The organism is Polaribacter marinivivus, assembly GCF_042651285.1.
In the GTDB taxonomy this organism is placed as follows: Bacteria; Bacteroidota; Bacteroidia; order Flavobacteriales; family Flavobacteriaceae; genus Polaribacter; species Polaribacter marinivivus.
Genome location: NZ_JBHSCY010000001.1, coordinates 1,143,424 through 1,163,071, shown reverse-complemented (window position 1 = coordinate 1,163,071; position 19,648 = coordinate 1,143,424). Strand labels below are relative to the sequence as shown.

Below are 19,648 nucleotides of genomic sequence, written 5' to 3'. Positions count from 1 at the left end.
AAAAGGTAAAATAAAAAAGCACATCGTTTTTGATGTGCTTTTTAATTATATTTAATTATAAAATTAATCTACATTATCGTGTAAAAAAGAGTTGTTAGATTTTAAGCCCAAATCATCTGATTCTTTTTTAATAGCGGTTTCTGTTTTACTAGAAACTGCGTTTTTATCTAAATCTACACCTAATCTTTTGTAGGCAGGTTGACGTTCTATCTCATCAATATTTTTATTTAACTGATCATTGAACTTGTAATTAAAACCTTTCATTTTAAGTTTTCTTTCTTCAGATCTTTTTCTTAATTCAGAAATATTAAGACTTAAAGGAGATATCTCTTCACTTTCAGTTTCAATTTCGTTTATTTCTGCTTGAGGCATTTTAGTTTTTAACTCAAAGTTTAATCCTTCTTCTTCCTGTACTTTTTCTGTATTAGAAAATGCAGAACTTTTACCTATAGTTGGCTGAGCATCGAAATCTTCTAAAACATATCTTTTTGTAGCTTCTTTTTCAAACTTTATTTCTTCAGCTCCAAAAACTTCTATTTCATTAATGTTAATCTTAGAATCTTCAACTAACTCGTGTTTTATCTCTTTTTCTGGAGTAACTTCTGTATAAGAATTTAGAGGTAAATCAAATAATAAATTTTCACCCAAATCTTCTTCTACTTGCTCACTAACAACTTCTTTTTGAGGTGTAACATTAGTAATAATAAAGTCGATTTCTTTTTCTGGCTTTGCTGTTATTTCATCATAATAAACAGGCATGTTCGCAATAATTTCTGAAGTTTTTACCAAATCCATTTTTGGAGCATCATCTTCATCACTTAGAACATGAATAATTTTTTCATTGTTCTGTTTTGGTAATTCTTCATTTAGAGATGGCGTTTTAACAACTTTTTCTTCGCTAAAATTATAGGTTGCTTTTTGTTCATCTTCTAGAGTATGAATTACTTTTTTTTCATCAGAATTAGTAATTGAGTTTTGCTGATCTGCTGCAAAACCTGTAGCAACAATGGTAACAGAAATTGCTTCTCCTAATTCTTCATCTTCTCCAATACCCATAATAATATTGGCATCATAACCAGCTTCATCTTGAATGTAATCGTTGATTTCACCAATCTCATCTAAAGTAACTTCACTTGTACCAGAAACAATTAATAATAATACATTTTTAGCTCCTGTAATTTTATTGTCATTTAATAAAGGAGAATCTAATGCTTTAACTATTGCATTTTTAGCTCTATTTGTTCCTTCTTCTCTTGCAGAACCCATAATTGCAGTTCCACTGTTAGAAAGTACAGTTTTAGCATCGTGTAAATCTATGTTTTGTTTGTAATGATGTGTAATTACTTCTGCAATACCTCTAGCAGCAGTAGATAAAACTTCATCAGCTTTAGAGAAACCTGCTTTAAAACCAAGGTTTCCATAAACTTCTCTTAATTTATTATTATTAATAACAATTAGCGAATCTACGTTTTGACGTAATTGATCTATACCTAATTGTGCTTGTTTTGAACGCATTCTACCTTCGAACTGAAATGGCATAGTTACAATACCAACAGTAAGAATATCCATATCTTTTGCAATTTTTGCAATAATTGGTGCAGCACCTGTACCTGTACCTCCACCCATACCAGCAGTAATAAATACCATTTTTGTTTGGGTATTTAACATTTGCTGAATTTCTTGCATACTTTCTTTAGCTGCTTGTGCTCCTATTTCTGGATTAGCACCAGCTCCTAAACCTGAAGTTAAGCTTGCCCCTAACTGAATTTTATTAGGTATTGGACTGTTTTCTAATGCTTGTGCATCTGTATTACAAATTACAAAATCTACACCTTTTATTTGTTGTGTGTACATGTGGTTTACAGCATTGCTACCTCCTCCACCAACACCAATAACCTTTATGGTATTAGACTTTGTTTTGGGCATTTCAAAAATAATGTTATCAAATTCTGCGTTCATAATAACGTTTATTTGTTTTTGTTGTATTGATATTTGTTTTAGTCTTATTCTGCGTTATCCAAAAAATCTTTTAATCCTTCTGTGAACTTTTCGAAGAAAGATTTCTTTTTTGGTTTAACTTTTTCTTCAATTAGAGGTTTTAATTCTTCTTCTGGACTAGTTGAAATTTCTTCTTCAATTTGTTCTTCTACTGCCTCTTCTACTACTTTTACATCTTTATCTAAACCTTCCATTAATAAACCAACAGCTGTAGCATATGATGGACTTGATAAAGCTTCATCTGAATCACCAGCTAAATGTTCGTTTGGAAAACCGATTCTAGCATCCATACCTGTGATATATTCTACTAATTGACGTAAATGCTTTAATTGAGAACCACCACCTGTTAATACAATACCTGCAATTAGTTTTCCTTTTGCAGTATCGTGTCCATAATTTTTAATTTCTAAAAAGACATGCTCTATAATTTCTTGAACTCTAGCATGTATAATTTTAGATAAATTTTTAAGCGTTATTTCTTTTGGTTCTCTTCCTCTTAAGCCAGGTATTGAAACAATTTCTGTTTCTTTATTTTCTCCTGGCCAAGCAGATCCAAATTTTATTTTTAATAATTCAGCTTGTTTTTCAATAATTGAACAGCCTTCTTTAATATCATCTGTAATTACATTTCCGCCAAAAGGAATTACTGCTGTATGTCTTATGATTCCATCTTTAAATATGGCTAAATCAGTTGTACCTCCACCTATATCTATCAAAGCTACACCTGCTTCTTTTTCTTCTTGACTTAACACAGCTTGTGCTGATGCAAGAGGTTCTAATGTAATTTCACTTAAATCTAAACCTGCACTTTTTACACAGCGTCCAATATTTCTTATAGATGAAACTTGCCCAACTACTACATGAAAATTGGCTTCAAGACGCCCCCCATACATGCCTATTGGTTCTTTAATATCTGCTTGAGAATCTACTTTAAACTCTTGTGGTAAAACATGAATAATTTCTTCACCTGGCAACATTACTAACTTATGAACTTGGTTTACCAAGTCATCTATATCTGTTTCTTCTATTACCTCGTCAGCATTGTCTCTTGTGATATAATCACTATGATGTAAACTTCGAATATGTTGACCTGCAATACCTACAACTACATTTTCTATCTTAAAACCAGAAACGCTTTCTGCTTCGTCAACTGCTTGTTGAATAGATTGAATGGTTTGGGTAATATTACTTACAACACCTCTTTTTACTCCTAAACTTTTTGCTTTACCAATACCTACAACCTCAATTTTATCGTACTCATTTTTACGACCAATCATAGCAACAATCTTGGTTGTACCAATATCTAAACCTACAGCTATTTTATTATTCTCCATTTCAGTTTATTTTGTACACACAACTTGGTTGTGATATTTTATATTAATTGTTTTATAATTTTGAATTGTTTTATCTTCAAATGTTTTATTATAAAACGCTTTTAATTTTTTAAATTTTATATCAATCTCAGATAATTTTCCAAAATCAATTTTATAATCTCCACTTCTTACAGCAAATTGAAATTCATTTGCGTCAGATTTTTGTATTCCAATGATTTCTTTTTTTAAAAAATCATCCTTTAAAATATTAGATATTAAAGGCATAATTTCTTTAATATCTTCTATGTTTTTTACACCAGAAATTAGCATTACTCTAGCAGAGTAATTGTTAGATAATGGGATTTTTACCCCCTGTTTATCAACATAATAAGAATCTTTATCAGTAATTATTCTAGCTACAGGTGCACGTTGTTTAACTACAGTCTTTAGCTTACCTTCTATGGTCAAAAAAACAGATGATTTTTCGACATACGGATTTTTAGATACCTCGTTTTCTAGTTTGTATAAATCTATTACAGATTTTGCTTGGTTTTTAACCGTTTTATTTTTTTGTATTAACAATTTATTAACCATTGAATGTGTTAAAAAATTATTATCTCCATCTTCAAATTCGATAATAATTTCTGATACTTTTTTATCTGAATTTCTCTTTGAAGAAAAACTATATAAAAAGCCAAGACTTATTATTAATAATAGAAATAAGAGATATTTTAAAATTCGTTTAAACTTCATTAGTCAATGGTTTTAAAAGTTGTTCTGTAACTTCTTCTATCATTACTCCAATATCTCCAGCACCTAACATTGCAACAATTTTTGATGAAGATTGTTTAATATCGAAAAGTAAATTTTCTTTAGTTGTTATTTTTTTATTTTTATTATCAATTTTAGATAATAACCAATTAGAATTTACACCTTCAATAGGCAACTCTCTCGCAGGATAAATATCTAATAAAAGTACTTCATTGAACTTTGTAAGTGCATTTGCAAAATCGTCTATAAAATCTCTTGTTCTACTAAATAAATGAGGTTGAAAAACAACTAAAACACGTTCTTTTGGATACATTTCTCTAACGGCTTTTTCTACTGCATTTATTTCTGTAGGGTGATGCGCATAATCATCTATCAGCACCAAATCATTAGTTTTAATTTTATAAGAAAACCTACGTTTTACTCCTTTAAAACTAGCTAACTGTTCTTTAATTATTTCTAATGAAACCCCATAAACATTTGCCATTGCTAAAGCAGCTAAAGCATTCATAACATTATGCTTACCAGGCAAATGAAAAATTATATTTTTTATATTTTCTTTTGGTGTTTTTACATCAAAAAGGTAAGCTCCATTTTCAATTTTTATATTATAAGCACAAAAATCTGAATCATCCTCTATACCATAAGTTAACCCTTCTAGTGGCAAGCCATTAGCAACTATAAGTGTATGAGAAACTTTATCAGAAAACGCTCTAAAAGAGAGTTCTAACTCTTTTGCTTCTCCATAAATGTCTAAATGGTCTGCATCCATAGATGTTACACAAGCAATATCTGGGGATAACTTTAAAAAAGACCTATCAAACTCGTCTGCTTCCACTACAGAAATTTTATCATCACCCAAAATTAAATTTGAATTGTAATTTTCTGCAATGCCACCAAGAAAAGAGGTAGCCTTTTTTACAGTCATAATATGACCTAAAATAGATGATGTTGTGGTTTTACCATGTGTACCAGCAACTGCTAAACAGGTCGTATTTTTTGTGATTTCTCCTAAAACTTCTGCCCTTTTTAAAACAGTAAAATTATTTTCTAAAAAATAATTGAATTGATTATGTTTTTTAGGAATTGCTGGTGTATAAACAACCAATGTTTCTTTTGAATTTAAAAATGAAGTTGGAATTAAACTAACACTATCTTCAAAGTTAATAATAACTCCTTTATTTTCTAGGGTTTTAGTAATATGAGAAGGTGTTTTATCATAGCCTGCAACTTGTTTTCCATTAGATACAAAATAATGAGCAATAGCACTCATACCAATACCACCAATACCAACAAAATAGACGTTATGTATCTCTTTTAAATTCAACTATTTAATAATTTTTCAATTTCGTTAACTATAGCATTTGTTGCTCCTGGTAATGCTAATTCTTTTATGTTTTCTGCTAAATGCGCTTGTTTACCTTTATCTTTTAGTAAAGTCTCAAAAACAATTGCAAAAGTGTCTAAATCTGTTTCTTTTAGTAAAATAGCTCCATGCTGATCTGCAATAGATTTTGCATTTTTTGTTTGATGGTCTTCTGCCACATTTGGAGAAGGAATAAAAACTACTGGTTTACCTACTATACATAATTCTGAAACTGAACTTGCACCAGATCTAGAAATTATGATATCTGTAGCTGCGTATGCTAAATCCATAGTATTGATAAACTCATGCACTTGCACAAAATCTAAATCATTGTGTTTTTTATATTCATCGAAATATAATTTTCCACATTGCCAGATAATTTGTACTCCTTGAGTTTTAAAAAAATCTAGATTCTCTTCAATTAATTGATTTATTCTTCTTGCTCCTAAACTACCACCTAAAACTAAAATAGTTTGTTTCTTATGATCTAGTTTAAAATGAGATTTTCCTTGATCTACTTTTGTATGGATATATAGTAAATCTTGACGTACAGGATTACCAGTTTTTATGATTTTATCAACTGGAAAAAAGCGTTCTAAATTATCATAAGCCACACAAATTTTATCTACTTTTTTTCCTAATAATTTATTAGTAATTCCAGGAAAAGAATTTTGTTCTTGAATTAATGTAGGTATTCCCTTTCTTTGTGCCATAATTAAAGTTGGCCCACTTGCAAAACCACCAGTTCCAATAACAACATCTGGCTTAAAATTGTTGATTATATTTCTTGCCTTTAATAAACTACTCGTTAATTTAAATGGAAATGACACATTATCTAAAGTCAATTTTCTTTGAAAACCTGAAATCCATAAACCTTTTATATCATAGCCAGCTTGTGGTACTTTCTCCATTTCCATTCTATCTTTTGCACCAACAAAAAGAAAATTTGCATCAGGATATCGCAATTTAATTTCATTTGCTATTGCTAAAGCAGGATAAATATGTCCTCCTGTACCTCCTCCAGAAATAAGTATATTATATGGTTTCATGCAAAATATCTAAAGGGTTATCGTCTAAAATATCTTCTTCTGTTTCTTCTTTTGATGCGCTAACGCTTAAGATCATACCTAAAGCAAAACAAGTCATCCAAATAGAAGTACCTCCACTACTTATTAATGGTAATGTTTGACCTGTTACAGGAAATAAATTGGTAGCAACAGCCATATTAATGGTTGCTTGAAAAATAATTGGAAAACCAACACCTATAACTAATAATGTTCCAAATATTGTAGTTGTTTTTTTAACCACAACAAATATTCTAAAGAATAATAAAAAATAAATTGATACTATTAAAATACCACCTAATAAACCATATTCTTCTATAATTATTGCAAAAATAAAATCTGATGAAGATTGTGGTAAAAAGTTTTTTTGTACACTTTTCCCAGGACCTAAACCAACAGGACCTCCTGTTGCTATTGCTATTTTTGCTTTTTCTACTTGATAAGCTTCTTTTGCATCATCATTAGAAAAACTTTCTATTCTACTTTGCCATGTTTGAACTCTATTAGGCATTGCATCAGGAAAAGCTTTTGCTACTAATACAAAAAATGCTAAAGCCAAAACACCTGCTCCTATAATAAAACCAATGTATTTAATAGGGTATCCACCAATAAAAGTAACCATTAAAATCATGACAAAAATAATGGCAGTTGTAGAAAAATTTGCAGGTAAAATAAGTATTAAAACTGCTGCAACAGGTAACCAAAGTTGCAACAAACTTTCTTTAAACTTTATTTGTTTTTCTTTATTTTTAGCTAAATATCTTGCTACATAAACCATTAATACTAATCCTGCTAAAGTTGATGTTTGAAAACCAATACCTACAAACGGAATTCGAATCCACCTACTTGCATTTGCACCTCCAATTGTGGTGCCTTGAGCCAAAGTAAAAACAAGTAAAACAATAACTATAGGAAGCATTAAAACTGAACCACCAGAAAAATAACGATAAGGTATTTTATGCACTCCATAAATAATTGCAAAGCCCATAATTAATAATACCATGTGCTTTATTAAATACCCTAAAGTAGAACCAGAACCTACAACATAAACCAAGTTTGTACTTGCACTATATACAGGCATAAAAGAGAATATTGCCAAAACAGCAACTATTGCCCAAATAGTTTTATCACCTTTTATATGTTGAAAAATGGTTTTCACTTTTTATAAATTTCTTACCGCTTTTTTAAATTGACGACCTCTATCTTCGTAATTTTCAAATAAATCAAAACTTGCACAAGCTGGTGATAATAAAACAGCATCACCTCTTTCTGATAATTTCTCTGATACTTTAACTGCTTCTTCTGCACCTGCAGTTTCCACAATAATATCAACTACATTACTAAACGTATTTTTAATTTTATCATTATCAAGACCCAAACAAACTATTGCTTTAACTTTCTCTCTTACAAGTGGAAGTAAATCTGTATAATCATTGCCTTTATCTACACCTCCTACTATCCAAACAGTTTGTTTATCCATACATTCTAAAGCATAAAAAGTTGCATTTACATTGGTTGCTTTAGAGTCGTTTATATATTCTACATCTTTAATTTTAGCGACTTTTTCTAAACGATGTTCTGCACCTTCAAAACTTGCCAAACTTTCTTTAATTGTTTCTTTTCTAACTTTTAAAAGTTGAGCAGCCATGGTTGCTGCCATCGCATTTTTTGTGTTGTGTTTTCCTTTGATTGATAAGGTTGATAGTGGCATATGTATATTCTCTTTATTTATATTTATTATTATTGTTTCATCTTTTAAATAAGCTCCAAAGCTCAACTCTTTTTTGAGTGAAAATGGAACTAATTTTGCTTTTGTTTTATTTTTTTTTAACCAATTATTTATAGCTTCATCATCTGCATCATAAATAAAATAATCTGTCTCTTTTTGATTTTTTGTTATCCTAAATTTTGAGGCTATGTATTTATTAAAATCATAGTCATACCTATCTAAATGATCTGGAGTAATATTTGTTAAAATTGCAATATGGCTATTGAATTTCTCTATTCCATCTAATTGAAAACTACTAATTTCTAACACGTAATTTTTTCTATTTTCATTGGCAACTTGAAGGGCAAAACTATCTCCAATATTACCTGCAATACCTATATCTAATCCAGCATTTTTTAAAATATGATGCGTTAATAAAGTTGTTGTAGTTTTACCATTTGATCCTGTAATACCAATAATAGTTGCATTTGTAAATTGCTGAGTAAACTCCATTTCAGAAATAACAGGAATGTTATTTTCTCTAAGTTTTACAACGAGTGCAACATTATCAGGTATACCAGGACTTTTCATAACAACATCAGCTTTTAAAATTCTTGTTTCTGAATGTTGTTTTTCTTCAAAATCTATATTATTATGTAAAAGAACTTCTTTATATTTTTCTGCTATTTCGCCTTTGTCTGACACAAAAACTTCGTAACCTTTTTGCTTTCCTAAAATAGCTGTACCTACTCCACTTTCTCCACCACCAAGAACCACAAGTTTTTTGCTTCCTATATTATTGGAAATCTTATTACTTATATTTATTTCTTGATTTTTCATCTTTAATAAAAGAGGCCTATCCTCTCCCAAGGGAAAGCTAGGATAAGCTCTTTTTTATCTTAATTTTAATGTTACTATTGTTAATACTGCTAACAAAATGCCAACAATCCAAAAACGAACAACTATTTTACTTTCGTGATAACTTAACTTTTGATAATGATGATGTAAAGGCGACATTTTAAAAATGCGTCTTCCTTCCCCAAATTTCTTTTTAGTGTATTTAAACCAAGAAACTTGTAAAATCACAGATAGGTTTTCTACAACAAAAATTCCTGCTAGTATTGGAAGTAATAATTCTTTTCTTATAGCAATTGCAATTACTGCTATAATGCCTCCAATAGTTAAACTTCCAGTATCTCCCATAAACACTTGTGCTGGGTAAGTATTATACCATAAAAACCCAACTAAAGCTCCTGCAAAAGCAAGGATAAAAACTGTCATTTCACCTGAATTTGGGATGTACATAACATCTAAATAATCTGCAAAAATGATATTACCAGAAACCCATGCAAAAACGGCTAAGGTTATTACCATAATTGCAGAAGAACCAGCAGCCAAACCATCTATACCATCTGTTAAGTTTGCTCCATTTGAAATTCCTGTTACTATAAAAACAGTAATAAAAATGAAGATAATCCAGCCAAATTTTTCATAGCCATCTCCTAAAAATTGTAATGCTTTTGAATAATCTAACTCGTTATTTTTTAAAAACGGAACTGTTGTTTTAGTTGATTTATGTGCTTCACCAAATACTTTTTTTCTTCCATTTTCTTGCACTACTTGCTGTTCTATAGGAAGTTGCTCTTTTATAGTTACACCATCGTTAAAATAAAGCATAGCACCTACAAAAAGCCCCAAACCAACTTGACCTAAAACTTTAAACTTTCCTTTTAAACCGTCTTTATCTTTTTTAAATACTTTTATATAATCATCTAAAAATCCTATTAAACCCATCCAAACAGTGGTAATTAATAAAATAATGACATATATATTATCTAATTTTGCCAACAGAATTGCTGGAATTAATGTAGCTAAAATGATGATTAAACCACCCATGGTTGGAGTACCAGTTTTTTGCTTTTGACCTTCTAATCCTAAATCTCTTACTGTTTCTCCAACTTGTTGATTTCTTAAAAAATTAATAATTCTTTTACCATAAATTGCAGAAATTAACAATGATAAAATAAAAGCTGCTGCTGCTCTAAAAGTGATAAATTGAAATACACTTGCTCCTGGCAAACTAAACTCGTTTTCTAAGTATTGAAATAAATAATACAGCATTCTATTTGTTTTTTAGTTGATTAAAACAATTACTAACTTCCTCTAAATCATTAAAATGAGATCTTACACCATTTATCTCTTGATAAGACTCATGCCCTTTACCTGCAATTAAAATAATGTCTCCATTTACGGCTAGTTTACAAGCCGTTTTAATTGCCTGTCTTCTATCTAAAACTGTTAGTGTTTTTTTATAATTTTCTGGTGAAACACCCAATTCCATTTCATCTAATATAGATTGAGGCTCTTCAGTTCTTGGATTATCTGAAGTAAAAATGGCTTGATTACTTAAATGAGAAGCTATATGAGCCATTTTTGGTCTTTTAGTTTTATCTCTATCTCCTCCACAACCAACAACAGTTATCACTTGCTCATTACCAGTTCTGATATCATTAATGGTTTCTAAAACATTTTTTAATGCGTCTGGTGTGTGTGCATAATCTACGATTGCAGTTACTCCATCATCTGAAATTGTATATTGAAAACGACCACTTACACTTTCTAATTCACTTACAATTCTTAAAATTTCAAACTTTTCTAACCCTAAAAGCTCTGCTGTTGCAATAATTGCTGTAAGATTATAGATATTAAATACACCTATTAACTTAGTCCAAACCTCTATACCATCAATAGAAATTAATGTTCCAGAAATCTGTTTTTCGAGAATTTTTGCTTTAAAATCTGCAACCGTTTTTAAAGCATAACTATATTTTTTTGCTTGTGTATTTTGCAACATATAGTTGCCATTCTTATCATCAATATTTGTTAATGCAAAAGCTGATTTTGGCAAGTTGTCAAAAAATTCTTTTTTTACATCTCTATACTCTGAAAAGGTTTTATGATAATCTAAATGATCATGAGAAAGGTTGGTAAAAATACCACCAGTAAAAGTTAAACCTTCTGTTCTTTTTTGATGAATTCCATGAGAACTTACTTCCATAAAACAATACTCAACACCTTCTTCTAACATTAAATCTAAATAATGATTTATAGTAATTGAATCTGGAGTAGTATGTGTGGCTTTATATTCTGTTTCATCAACTAAAATTTTTACTGTAGACAATAAACCAACTTTATACCCTGCTTTATTAAATAATTGATAAAGTAAAGAAGCAATAGTAGTTTTTCCATTAGTACCAGTAACTCCAACTACAGGAAATTTTGCAGAAGGATTATCATAAAAATTGGCAGCCATTATTGCTAAAGCTGCATTAGAATCATTAACTCTTATATAGGTTATTCCTTCTTGTTTATCAAATGAAATTTTTTCACAAATAATAACTGTAGCTCCTAAAGAAATTGCTTTATCAACATATAAGTGACCATCTACATTAACTCCTTTTTGAGCTATAAAAACATCATTCTTTTTAACTTTTCTAGAATCAAAAACTAATTGATTGATAGCAACATCTGTACTACCAAATACTTGATTGATACTAACCTTATATAATATGTCTTTTAAATTCTTCAGCTTATGATAATTTTAAAACAATTGTTTTTCCTTTAACTAATTTTTCACCCTTTTTTAAAGATTGATAGTTTACTTTTCCAACACCAGAAAATTCAACTTTTAACCCAATATTTTCTAGTAGAGATACAGCATCCATACCATTCATTCCTTCAACATTTGGTATTAATGAATATTCTTTACTTAACTTTTTATCGTAATTTTTATAATCTTTATCTATAGCAGCAAACTCTGTTTTATCTTTTACAGATTGATTATCTATAGGTGTAGTTGTATATATTTTTTGTGCGATTTCTTTAAAAACAGGAGCAGCAACAGTGGCCCCATAATAACCTTTCTTTTTATCTGGATCATGAATAACAACTATGCAAGAATATTTAGGTTTTTCTGCTGGAAAAAACCCTGCAAAAGAAGCTACATATCTTTCTGTAGAATAATAACCTCCTACCCATTCTCCATCTTTATTTTTTGTTCTAGGAATAAATTTTTTGGCTGTACCTGTTTTACCTGCCATCGAAAAATTAGGTGAATAAATATTTTCTGCTGTACCTTTTACAACAACATTTTCCATCACCTTTCTCACCTTTTTTAAAGTCTCTTCTGAAGCAATCTTTGGATTAACAACTTCAGTTTTAAAAACTTTTTCTGCTTTATCTTGTTTTCTTAATTCTTTGACAAATCTTGGCTTTACCATAACTCCATTATTAGCTACAGCATTATAAAACATTAATGTTTGCATAGGAGTTACTGATACTCCATAACCCCAAGACATCCATTCTAAAGAAATTTTATTCCATCTACTTTTATTATCTGGAGTTGGAATAAACGGTTTACCTTCTCCTTTAATTTGGAACCCAACAGGCTTAGTAAATCCGTATTTTTCTAATTTAGAAATAAACTTTTCTGGGTTTTCATCATAATGTTCTTTCATCAATTTTACAATTCCCACATTAGAAGAAACTTCAAACACTCTTGCTGCAGAAATTTTACCATAACCACCTCTATGAGAGTCTTCTATTTTTCTATTATGTATGTAAATTTTACCTTTTTCTGTATCCACAACAGTTGAAGTATCGATTACTTTATCATCTAAAGCAGCCATTAAACTGGCAAGCTTAAAAGTAGAACCAGGCTCATGACTCTCCCAAACAGCATAATTTCTTTTTTCGTAATATTTACCTTTAGATGTTCTACCTAAATTTGATATGGCTTTTATTTCACCTGTAGCAGTTTCCATAACTACTGCACACCCATGATCTGCTTCAAAAATTTCAAGTTGTTTTAATAAAGCATGATGAGTAATATCCTGAATATTAACATCTATAGTTGTAATTACGTCATGCCCATCTACAGGTTCTTTTTCGTTAACATCAGAAATTGGTTTCCATTGATTTTTTGCAATTTTCTGTTTCCATCTTAAACCATTTTCACCTTGCATAAAATCTGCAAAAGCTCCTTCTATACCTGCTTCACCTCTAAAATCATCATAGCCAATTGTACGTTCTGCAATTTTTCCTATTGGATGTTCGCGAACTGTTTTATGCTCTGCAATAAAACCTCCTCTGTAAACACCTAAGTTAAAAATCGGAAAGGTTTTCATTTTTAGATAATCATTATACCCAACATTTCTTGCAATTAGTAGGTATCTGTTTTTTCTACTTTTAGCTCTTCTTAATTTGTTTTCATAATAGCTAACAGGTTTGCCAAACATAGATGACAACTCTTTAGAAAGTGCTGCAATATTTTTCTCAAAAACATTAGTATCTACAGCTACAACATCCATTCTAATGGTATATTTAGACATCGAGGTTGCTAACAAATTACCATCTGCAGCATAAACATTTCCTTTATTTGCATAAATGGTATCTTGTTTAATAGTAAGTTCTGTAGATAGTTGCTTATACTTTTCTCCTTGGATATATTGGATATTAACAACCCTAAACACAATAGCCAACAAAAAAAGCGTCATAAAAGCAGCTACTATGTAGAATTTGGTAAGTATGCTTTTTTTCTGAGTTGCCAATTGATTAATCTTTATAGGTTACTTTTATTTTTTTTGGTGGTGTTTCTGACGGTTTTAAACCTCTTTCTATTGCTTTTTCTCTGATACTAGATTCCATTTTCATTCGCATTAAAATAGTACCTGTATCTACATATTCTGCTCTTAATTCTCTCTTCTTTTTATTAAGCTCTGCAATGGTTATTACTTTTTTATCTATTCTATGAGCACTTGTAATCATTATTAATAAAAGCGCAACAACAAAGACAATAATCCTCCAATTTTTAACAGCAGATTCGTCTGTTAAAAAACTACCTCTTAAAAAAGCATATATTCCCTTTTTAACTTTTGTCATTCTAATTTTTTAAAGTCGCAATTCTTAATTTTGCACTTCTTGCTCTATTATTAATTTTAATTTCATCTTTTGAAGGAACTATTAATTTTCCAACTTTTTTTAGAGGTTCATTTGAATTTCCGAACATATCTTTTTCAGGTTCACCCTCAAACAAACCAGTTCTTATAAATCTTTTTACTAATCTATCTTCTAAAGAGTGATAAGAAATTACACTTAACCTACCTTCTTCTTTTAAAAGATTTGGAATTTGCTCTAAAAACTCTTTTAAAACATCTAATTCTTCATTGACTTCTATACGAATAGCCTGAAAAATTTGAGCTAAGATTTTATGTTCTTTAGCCTTTGGTAAAAACATTTTTAGAACTTCTTTTAACTGAAAACTTGTTTCTATAGATTTATTCTTTCTTTCATGAACAATAGTTCTTGCTATTTTTCTAGAATTTCTTAACTCACCATACAAAAACAATATCTCAGCTAGTTTTTCTTCTGAATACGTATTGATAATATCTTTAGCAGATTTTTTAGACTTTTGATTCATTCTCATATCTAAATCACCTTCAAAACGAATCGAAAAACCTCTTTCTGCTTCATCAAATTGATGAGATGAAACCCCTAAATCAGCCAAAATACCATCTACTTTTCTAACTCCATGAAATCTTAAAAATCTTGAGATATATCTAAAATTCTCAGGAATTAGCACAAACCTTTCATCATCTATAACATTTTCTAAAGCATCAGGATCTTGATCAAATGCAAACAATTTTCCTTCTTTACCTAGTCTATTTAAAATTTCTTTTGAATGACCTCCACCACCAAATGTGACATCTACATAAACACCATCTTCTTTAATTGCTAAACCATCTATACTTTCATGTAATAAAACTGGATTATGGTAACTCATCAAAATCGGTATTACCCATAACTTCTTCAGCTAAATCTGCAAAATCATCTGCTGCTTCATTTATGGCTTTTTCATAATTTTCTTTATCCCAAATCTCAATAATATTTATAGAAGAAGACATCACTACTTGCTTTTGAATTCCTGCAAAATCGCATAAATCTTTTGGTATTAAAATTCTACCACTAGCATCTAATTCAATTAATTTTACTCCTGCAGTAAATCTTCTTATAAAATCATTATTCTTCTTTTTGAACTTATTTAGTTTGCCCACCTTTTCCATCATTAAATTCCACTCTTTCATTGGATATAATTCTAGACAAGGTTGAAAAACCGCTCTTTTTAACACAAAACCTTCTTGTAAAACAGGCGACAGTTGCTTTTTAAAAGCCGATGAAAACATCACCCTACCTTTAGCATCTGCCTTACATTCGTATGTACCAATTAGGTTAATCATTAAAATAGCTATAGAAACTCAAAAATATATAAATTTTACCACTTTTTACCACTTTTTACCACATTGTTAATAAAAACAGAGAATACCCTTTATATACAAGAGATTTTAAGATGTTAACAACCTTAAATCACTGACACTTAAAAGGCTTTGTATGTTATAAAAAAGAATTACATTTGCGGTTGATAGTAACTAATCAAAACTCAATGACTGACAAGTTAAAAACTGAAGGTAAGTTTACATACGCAGAAGCTGGAGAAGGACCTGCAATCATTGTTTTACATGGATTAATGGGTGCTTTAAGTAATTTTGGAGCTACTTTTAATCATTTTTCTAATAAAGGATATCAGGTTTTAATTCCTGAATTACCTCTTTATACATTACCTTTAATTAAAACCAACGTTAAAAATTTAGCAAAATATTTAAAAGAATTTTTAGAGCATAAAAAAATTGATAATGCTATTCTTTTAGGGAACTCTTTAGGAGGCCATATTGCTTTGTACTTTACCAAACATTATCAAGAAAAAGTAAGTGCCTTAGTTTTAACTGGAAGTTCTGGATTGTATGAAAATGCAATGGGTGGTAGTTTTCCAAAAAGAGGAAATTACGAATATATTGAGCAAAAGACTAAAGACGTTTTTTACGACCCTAAGGTTGCCACAAAAGAACTTGTTGATGACGTTTACAATATTGTAAATGACAGGAATTCTGTTATTAAAACATTAGCTATTGCAAAAAGTGCTATAAGACATAATATGGCCAATGATTTACCTGAAATGAAACAACCAACTTGTTTAATTTGGGGTAAACAAGACAATGTTACTCCACCAGAAGTTGCTAATGATTTTAATAAATTATTACCAGATTCAAATTTATTTTGGATTGACAAATGTGGTCATGCTGCTATGATGGAAAGACCAGAAGAATTTAATAAGATTCTTGAAGATTGGTTAGTATCTAGAAACATATAAAATTTATTTGCTGTGAAAATTAAATCTGCTGACTTTGTAATGAGTAATAGCAATGTTATTAATGCTCCAAAAGACAGAATTCCAGAGTACGCGTTTATTGGACGTTCTAATGTTGGCAAGTCTTCGTTAATAAATATGTTGATGGAGCGTAAAGATTTAGCTAAAATTTCTGGAAAACCTGGTAAGACACAGCTAATCAATCATTTCAAAATAAATGACGAGTGGTTTTTAGTAGATTTACCTGGTTATGGTTATGCTCAAGTTTCTAAAAAAAAGCGTCAAATATTCCAATATTTTATAGAGAATTATTTTAAAGAAAGAGAACAATTAGTCTGCACTTTTGTTTTGATAGATTCTAGACACGATCCTCAAAAAATAGACTTAGATTTTATGCGTTTTTTAGGTGAAAATCAACTTCCATTCTGTATTGTTTTTACGAAAGCTGACAAATTAGGTAGCTCTAAATTAAACAAGCAAATTACTTCATACAAAAAGAAGTTATTAAATCATTGGGAGTCTGTACCTACTTCTTTTATTACATCTTCATCCACTGGAATGGGTAGGAAAGAATTCTTAGAATTTATAGATGGTGTAAACGAAGATGTAAAAGATAACTTTAAGTAAGTTAAATTTACATAAGCCTAAACAACAATTTATAATGCATTCTAACAAAGACAACTTACAAGTACTTTTTGAGGATAATCATATTATCATTGTTAATAAACGTTCAGGAGATATTACCCAAGGAGATAAGACTGGGGATAAACCATTAAGTGATGTTGTAAAAAATTATATTAAAACAAAATTTAATAAGCCTGGTAATGTGTATTTAGGTGTTGTACATAGATTAGACAGACCTACTTCTGGCGTCATTATTTTTGCAAGAACTTCTAAAGCTCTAGAACGTTTAAACAAAATGTTGAGAGATAAGAAAATAAATAAAACCTACTGGGCAATTGTAAAAGGATGTCCAAAAAAAGAAAAAGACACACTTATTAACTTTTTAAAAAAGAATCCAAAAAACAATAAATCTTCTGTATATCAACATGAAATTTCGGGTTCTAAAAGAGCAGTTCTACATTATCAAGTAATTCAAAAATTAGATAATTATTCTTTGTTAGAAATTGATTTAGAAACAGGTAGACATCATCAAATTAGAGCTCAATTATCTGCAATTGGGTTTCCAATTAAAGGAGATTTAAAATACGGTTTTAATAGAAGCAATAAGGATGGTAGCATCCATTTACATGCTAGAAAAATCGAATTCATTCATCCTGTTTCTAAAGAGCAGATTTCTTTAATTGCACCCACACCAAATGATGTAATTTGGAACGCTTGTAACTAATTACTATCTTTAGAAAGTAATATTTAGTTATATGAAAGCTCTTAAATATTTTTCAATTTTAATACTTCCAATAGTTGTATACATATCTTTTACAAGTAAAGTATGGTTAACGCATTTACCTGCAATTGTTTTCTTTGGTTTAGTACCTTTTTTAGAGTTTTTTATAAAACCTAATAAAGAAAATTTCACAAAAGATGAGGAGAAATTAGAAAAAGAAAATAAGCTATACACCTATCTATTATACTTAACATTACCTATTCAAATTTGTTTTTTAATATTCTTTTTTTACGCAATTCAAGAACCAAATTTAACCAATGGAGAAATAACTGGACGCATTTTTGCAATGGGTATTATGTGTGGTGTTATTGGTATAAATGTTGGTCACGAGTTAGGTCATAGAAATAATAGATTTGACGAATTTATTGGTGAAATTTTATTGCTTACCTCTTTAAATACACACTTTTTACCTTATCATAATGGAGGGCATCATTATAATGTAGCTACTCCAAAGGATGCTGCAACTGCAAGAAAAAATGAAATCTTATTTATCTTTTGGATTCGTTCTCACTTTACAAGTTATTTTCAAGCTTGGAGTTTAGAAAATAAGCGAATGAAAGAATTGGGTAGGTCTTGGTTTCATCATCAAAATAGAATGGTTATTTACACACTTTGTAATATCATTTTATTGGTTAGTATTTATTTAATTTTTGGTCAATTTGTTCTTTTTGCTTTTTTAGCAGCTGCTATTTCTGGTATTATCTTATTAGAAACTGTTAATTATATTGAGCATTATGGATTGTTACGTAAACAAAACGAACATGGACGATATGAACGCGTAAAAAGAAATCATTCTTGGAATTCTGATCATCAAGTTGGGCAAGTGTTGTTATTTAATTTATCTCGTCATTCAGATCATCATTATAATGGAAGTAAGCATTATCAATTATTAAAATCACTTCCAGAAAGTCCGCAAATGCCAACTGGTTATCCAGGAATGATGTTACTCTCATTCTTTCCTCCTCTTTGGTTTTGGGTAATGAATAAAAAACTTAAACAAATCTCATAAATAATTTATGTCAACAGAAAAAACAGTTTCTGAAGCTATACAACATAGACGTTCAGTAAGAGTTTACGATGCAGAAAAACCAATTGATACTGCTATTGTAAAAAAATGTATTGAGCAAGCTTCTTTAGCTCCTAATAGTAGTAACATGCAATTGTGGGAATTTTATCATGTAACTTCTAAAGAAACTATTGCTAAAATTGCACCTTTTTGTTTTAATCAAAATGCAGCAAGAACAGCACAACAATTAGTGGTTTTTGTAACGAGAAAAGATTTATGGAGAAAGAGAGCTAAAAGCAATTTACAATTTATTGATAAAAATTTCGGAGCTAATACTCCTAAAGCAGCGCAAAGTAGCAGAGAAAAAGTAGCACGCAATTATTATGGAAAAATTATTCCTTTTGCTTATGGAGATTTTTTAGGCATTTTAGGTTTTTTAAAATACATTATGATCTCTGTCATCGGACTTTTTAAACCTATATACAGACAAGTTAGAGAGTCTGATATGCGAATTGTAGCTCATAAAACTTGCGGTTTGGCTGCCCAAACTTTTATGCTATCTATGGCTGCAGAAGGTTATGACACTTGCCCAATGGAAGGTTCTGATACCTTAAGAGTAAAACGATTATTAGGCATCCCTTTTGGAGCAGAAATAAACATGATTGTTTCATGTGGCATTAGAAAACCAGAAGGTGTTTATGGAGAACGTTTTCGAATTCCTTTTGAGGAAGTTTATCACAAAATCGACAACTCATAAAAA

At 29.8% G+C, this 19,648-nt stretch carries 18 protein-coding genes; 5 read left to right on the top strand and 13 right to left on the bottom strand.

Going from position 1 to position 19,648, the window contains the following annotated elements; translation table 11 throughout:
* Positions 1-63 precede the first annotated feature (63 nt).
* From ftsZ to mraZ, 13 genes are read right to left on the bottom strand one after another with little or no spacing between them, the layout of a single operon-like run.
* Entirely contained in the window at positions 64-1,959 is a 1,896-nt protein-coding gene (ftsZ, locus tag ACFOWD_RS05410; protein WP_377408745.1) for a cell division protein FtsZ, read from the bottom strand.
* A 44-nt stretch (positions 1,960-2,003) separates the two neighbouring features.
* Positions 2,004-3,332, bottom strand: coding sequence for a cell division protein FtsA (gene ftsA, locus ACFOWD_RS05405; RefSeq protein ID WP_298991615.1), 1,329 nt, complete (start codon positions 3,330-3,332; stop codon positions 2,004-2,006).
* Between the two features lie 6 nt (positions 3,333-3,338).
* Positions 3,339-4,064, bottom strand: coding sequence for a cell division protein FtsQ/DivIB (locus tag ACFOWD_RS05400; protein ID WP_377408743.1), 726 nt, complete (start codon positions 4,062-4,064; stop codon positions 3,339-3,341).
* Positions 4,054-5,406, bottom strand: coding sequence for a UDP-N-acetylmuramate--L-alanine ligase (murC, locus tag ACFOWD_RS05395; RefSeq protein ID WP_377408741.1), 1,353 nt, complete (start codon positions 5,404-5,406; stop codon positions 4,054-4,056). Before murC ends, ACFOWD_RS05400 begins: the two co-directional genes overlap by 11 nt.
* Positions 5,403-6,494 carry an undecaprenyldiphospho-muramoylpentapeptide beta-N-acetylglucosaminyltransferase gene (murG, locus tag ACFOWD_RS05390; RefSeq protein ID WP_377408740.1) on the bottom strand — a complete coding sequence of 364 codons (1,092 nt, stop codon included), beginning with the start codon at positions 6,492-6,494 and terminating at the stop codon, positions 5,403-5,405. The genes murC and murG overlap by 4 nt, the downstream gene beginning before the upstream one ends.
* On the bottom strand, positions 6,481-7,668 hold the full coding sequence (locus ACFOWD_RS05385; RefSeq protein WP_298991605.1) for an FtsW/RodA/SpoVE family cell cycle protein: 1,188 nt from the start codon (positions 7,666-7,668) through the stop codon (positions 6,481-6,483). Before ACFOWD_RS05385 ends, murG begins: the two co-directional genes overlap by 14 nt.
* 3 nt (positions 7,669-7,671) lie before the next feature.
* Positions 7,672-9,057, bottom strand: a complete 1,386-nt coding sequence (gene murD / locus ACFOWD_RS05380; protein ID WP_377408739.1) for a UDP-N-acetylmuramoyl-L-alanine--D-glutamate ligase — start codon at positions 9,055-9,057, stop codon at positions 7,672-7,674.
* A 54-nt stretch (positions 9,058-9,111) separates the two neighbouring features.
* Positions 9,112-10,338 (bottom strand): phospho-N-acetylmuramoyl-pentapeptide-transferase, encoded by a 1,227-nt coding sequence (gene mraY, locus ACFOWD_RS05375; RefSeq protein WP_377408738.1) that lies wholly within the window; start codon positions 10,336-10,338, stop codon positions 9,112-9,114.
* A gap of 1 nt (position 10,339) precedes the next feature.
* A complete protein-coding gene (locus ACFOWD_RS05370) occupies positions 10,340-11,806 on the bottom strand; it encodes a UDP-N-acetylmuramoyl-L-alanyl-D-glutamate--2,6-diaminopimelate ligase (RefSeq protein ID WP_377409613.1) in 1,467 nt (488 codons plus the stop codon).
* Between the two features lies 1 nt (position 11,807).
* Positions 11,808-13,772, bottom strand: a complete 1,965-nt coding sequence (locus ACFOWD_RS05365; protein ID WP_377409611.1) for a penicillin-binding protein — start codon at positions 13,770-13,772, stop codon at positions 11,808-11,810.
* Positions 13,773-13,830: 58 nt separating this feature from the next.
* Positions 13,831-14,157, bottom strand: a complete 327-nt coding sequence (locus ACFOWD_RS05360; protein WP_298991598.1) for an FtsL-like putative cell division protein — start codon at positions 14,155-14,157, stop codon at positions 13,831-13,833.
* A gap of 1 nt (position 14,158) precedes the next feature.
* Positions 14,159-15,058 carry a 16S rRNA (cytosine(1402)-N(4))-methyltransferase RsmH gene (rsmH, locus tag ACFOWD_RS05355; protein ID WP_377408737.1) on the bottom strand — a complete coding sequence of 300 codons (900 nt, stop codon included), beginning with the start codon at positions 15,056-15,058 and terminating at the stop codon, positions 14,159-14,161.
* A complete protein-coding gene (gene mraZ, locus ACFOWD_RS05350) occupies positions 15,045-15,512 on the bottom strand; it encodes a division/cell wall cluster transcriptional repressor MraZ (protein WP_298991594.1) in 468 nt (155 codons plus the stop codon). The genes rsmH and mraZ overlap by 14 nt, the downstream gene beginning before the upstream one ends.
* Before the next feature lie 203 nt (positions 15,513-15,715).
* Between mraZ and ACFOWD_RS05345 the strand changes: the two genes are divergently transcribed.
* From ACFOWD_RS05345 to ACFOWD_RS05325, 5 genes are read left to right on the top strand one after another with little or no spacing between them, the layout of a single operon-like run.
* Entirely contained in the window at positions 15,716-16,480 is a 765-nt protein-coding gene (locus ACFOWD_RS05345) for an alpha/beta fold hydrolase (protein WP_298991593.1), read from the top strand.
* A gap of 12 nt (positions 16,481-16,492) precedes the next feature.
* A complete protein-coding gene (gene yihA, locus ACFOWD_RS05340) occupies positions 16,493-17,104 on the top strand; it encodes a ribosome biogenesis GTP-binding protein YihA/YsxC (RefSeq protein ID WP_377408736.1) in 612 nt (203 codons plus the stop codon).
* A 34-nt stretch (positions 17,105-17,138) separates the two neighbouring features.
* The gene (locus tag ACFOWD_RS05335) at positions 17,139-17,825 is read left to right on the top strand and encodes an RluA family pseudouridine synthase (protein WP_377408735.1); all 687 of its coding nucleotides are present in this window, start codon (positions 17,139-17,141) and stop codon (positions 17,823-17,825) included.
* A 31-nt stretch (positions 17,826-17,856) separates the two neighbouring features.
* Complete coding sequence (locus ACFOWD_RS05330) at positions 17,857-18,891, top strand: alkane 1-monooxygenase (RefSeq protein ID WP_377408733.1); 1,035 nt, start codon at positions 17,857-17,859, stop codon at positions 18,889-18,891.
* Between the two features lie 7 nt (positions 18,892-18,898).
* Positions 18,899-19,645 carry a nitroreductase family protein gene (locus tag ACFOWD_RS05325; RefSeq protein WP_377408731.1) on the top strand — a complete coding sequence of 249 codons (747 nt, stop codon included), beginning with the start codon at positions 18,899-18,901 and terminating at the stop codon, positions 19,643-19,645.
* Positions 19,646-19,648: the final 3 nt, after the last annotated feature.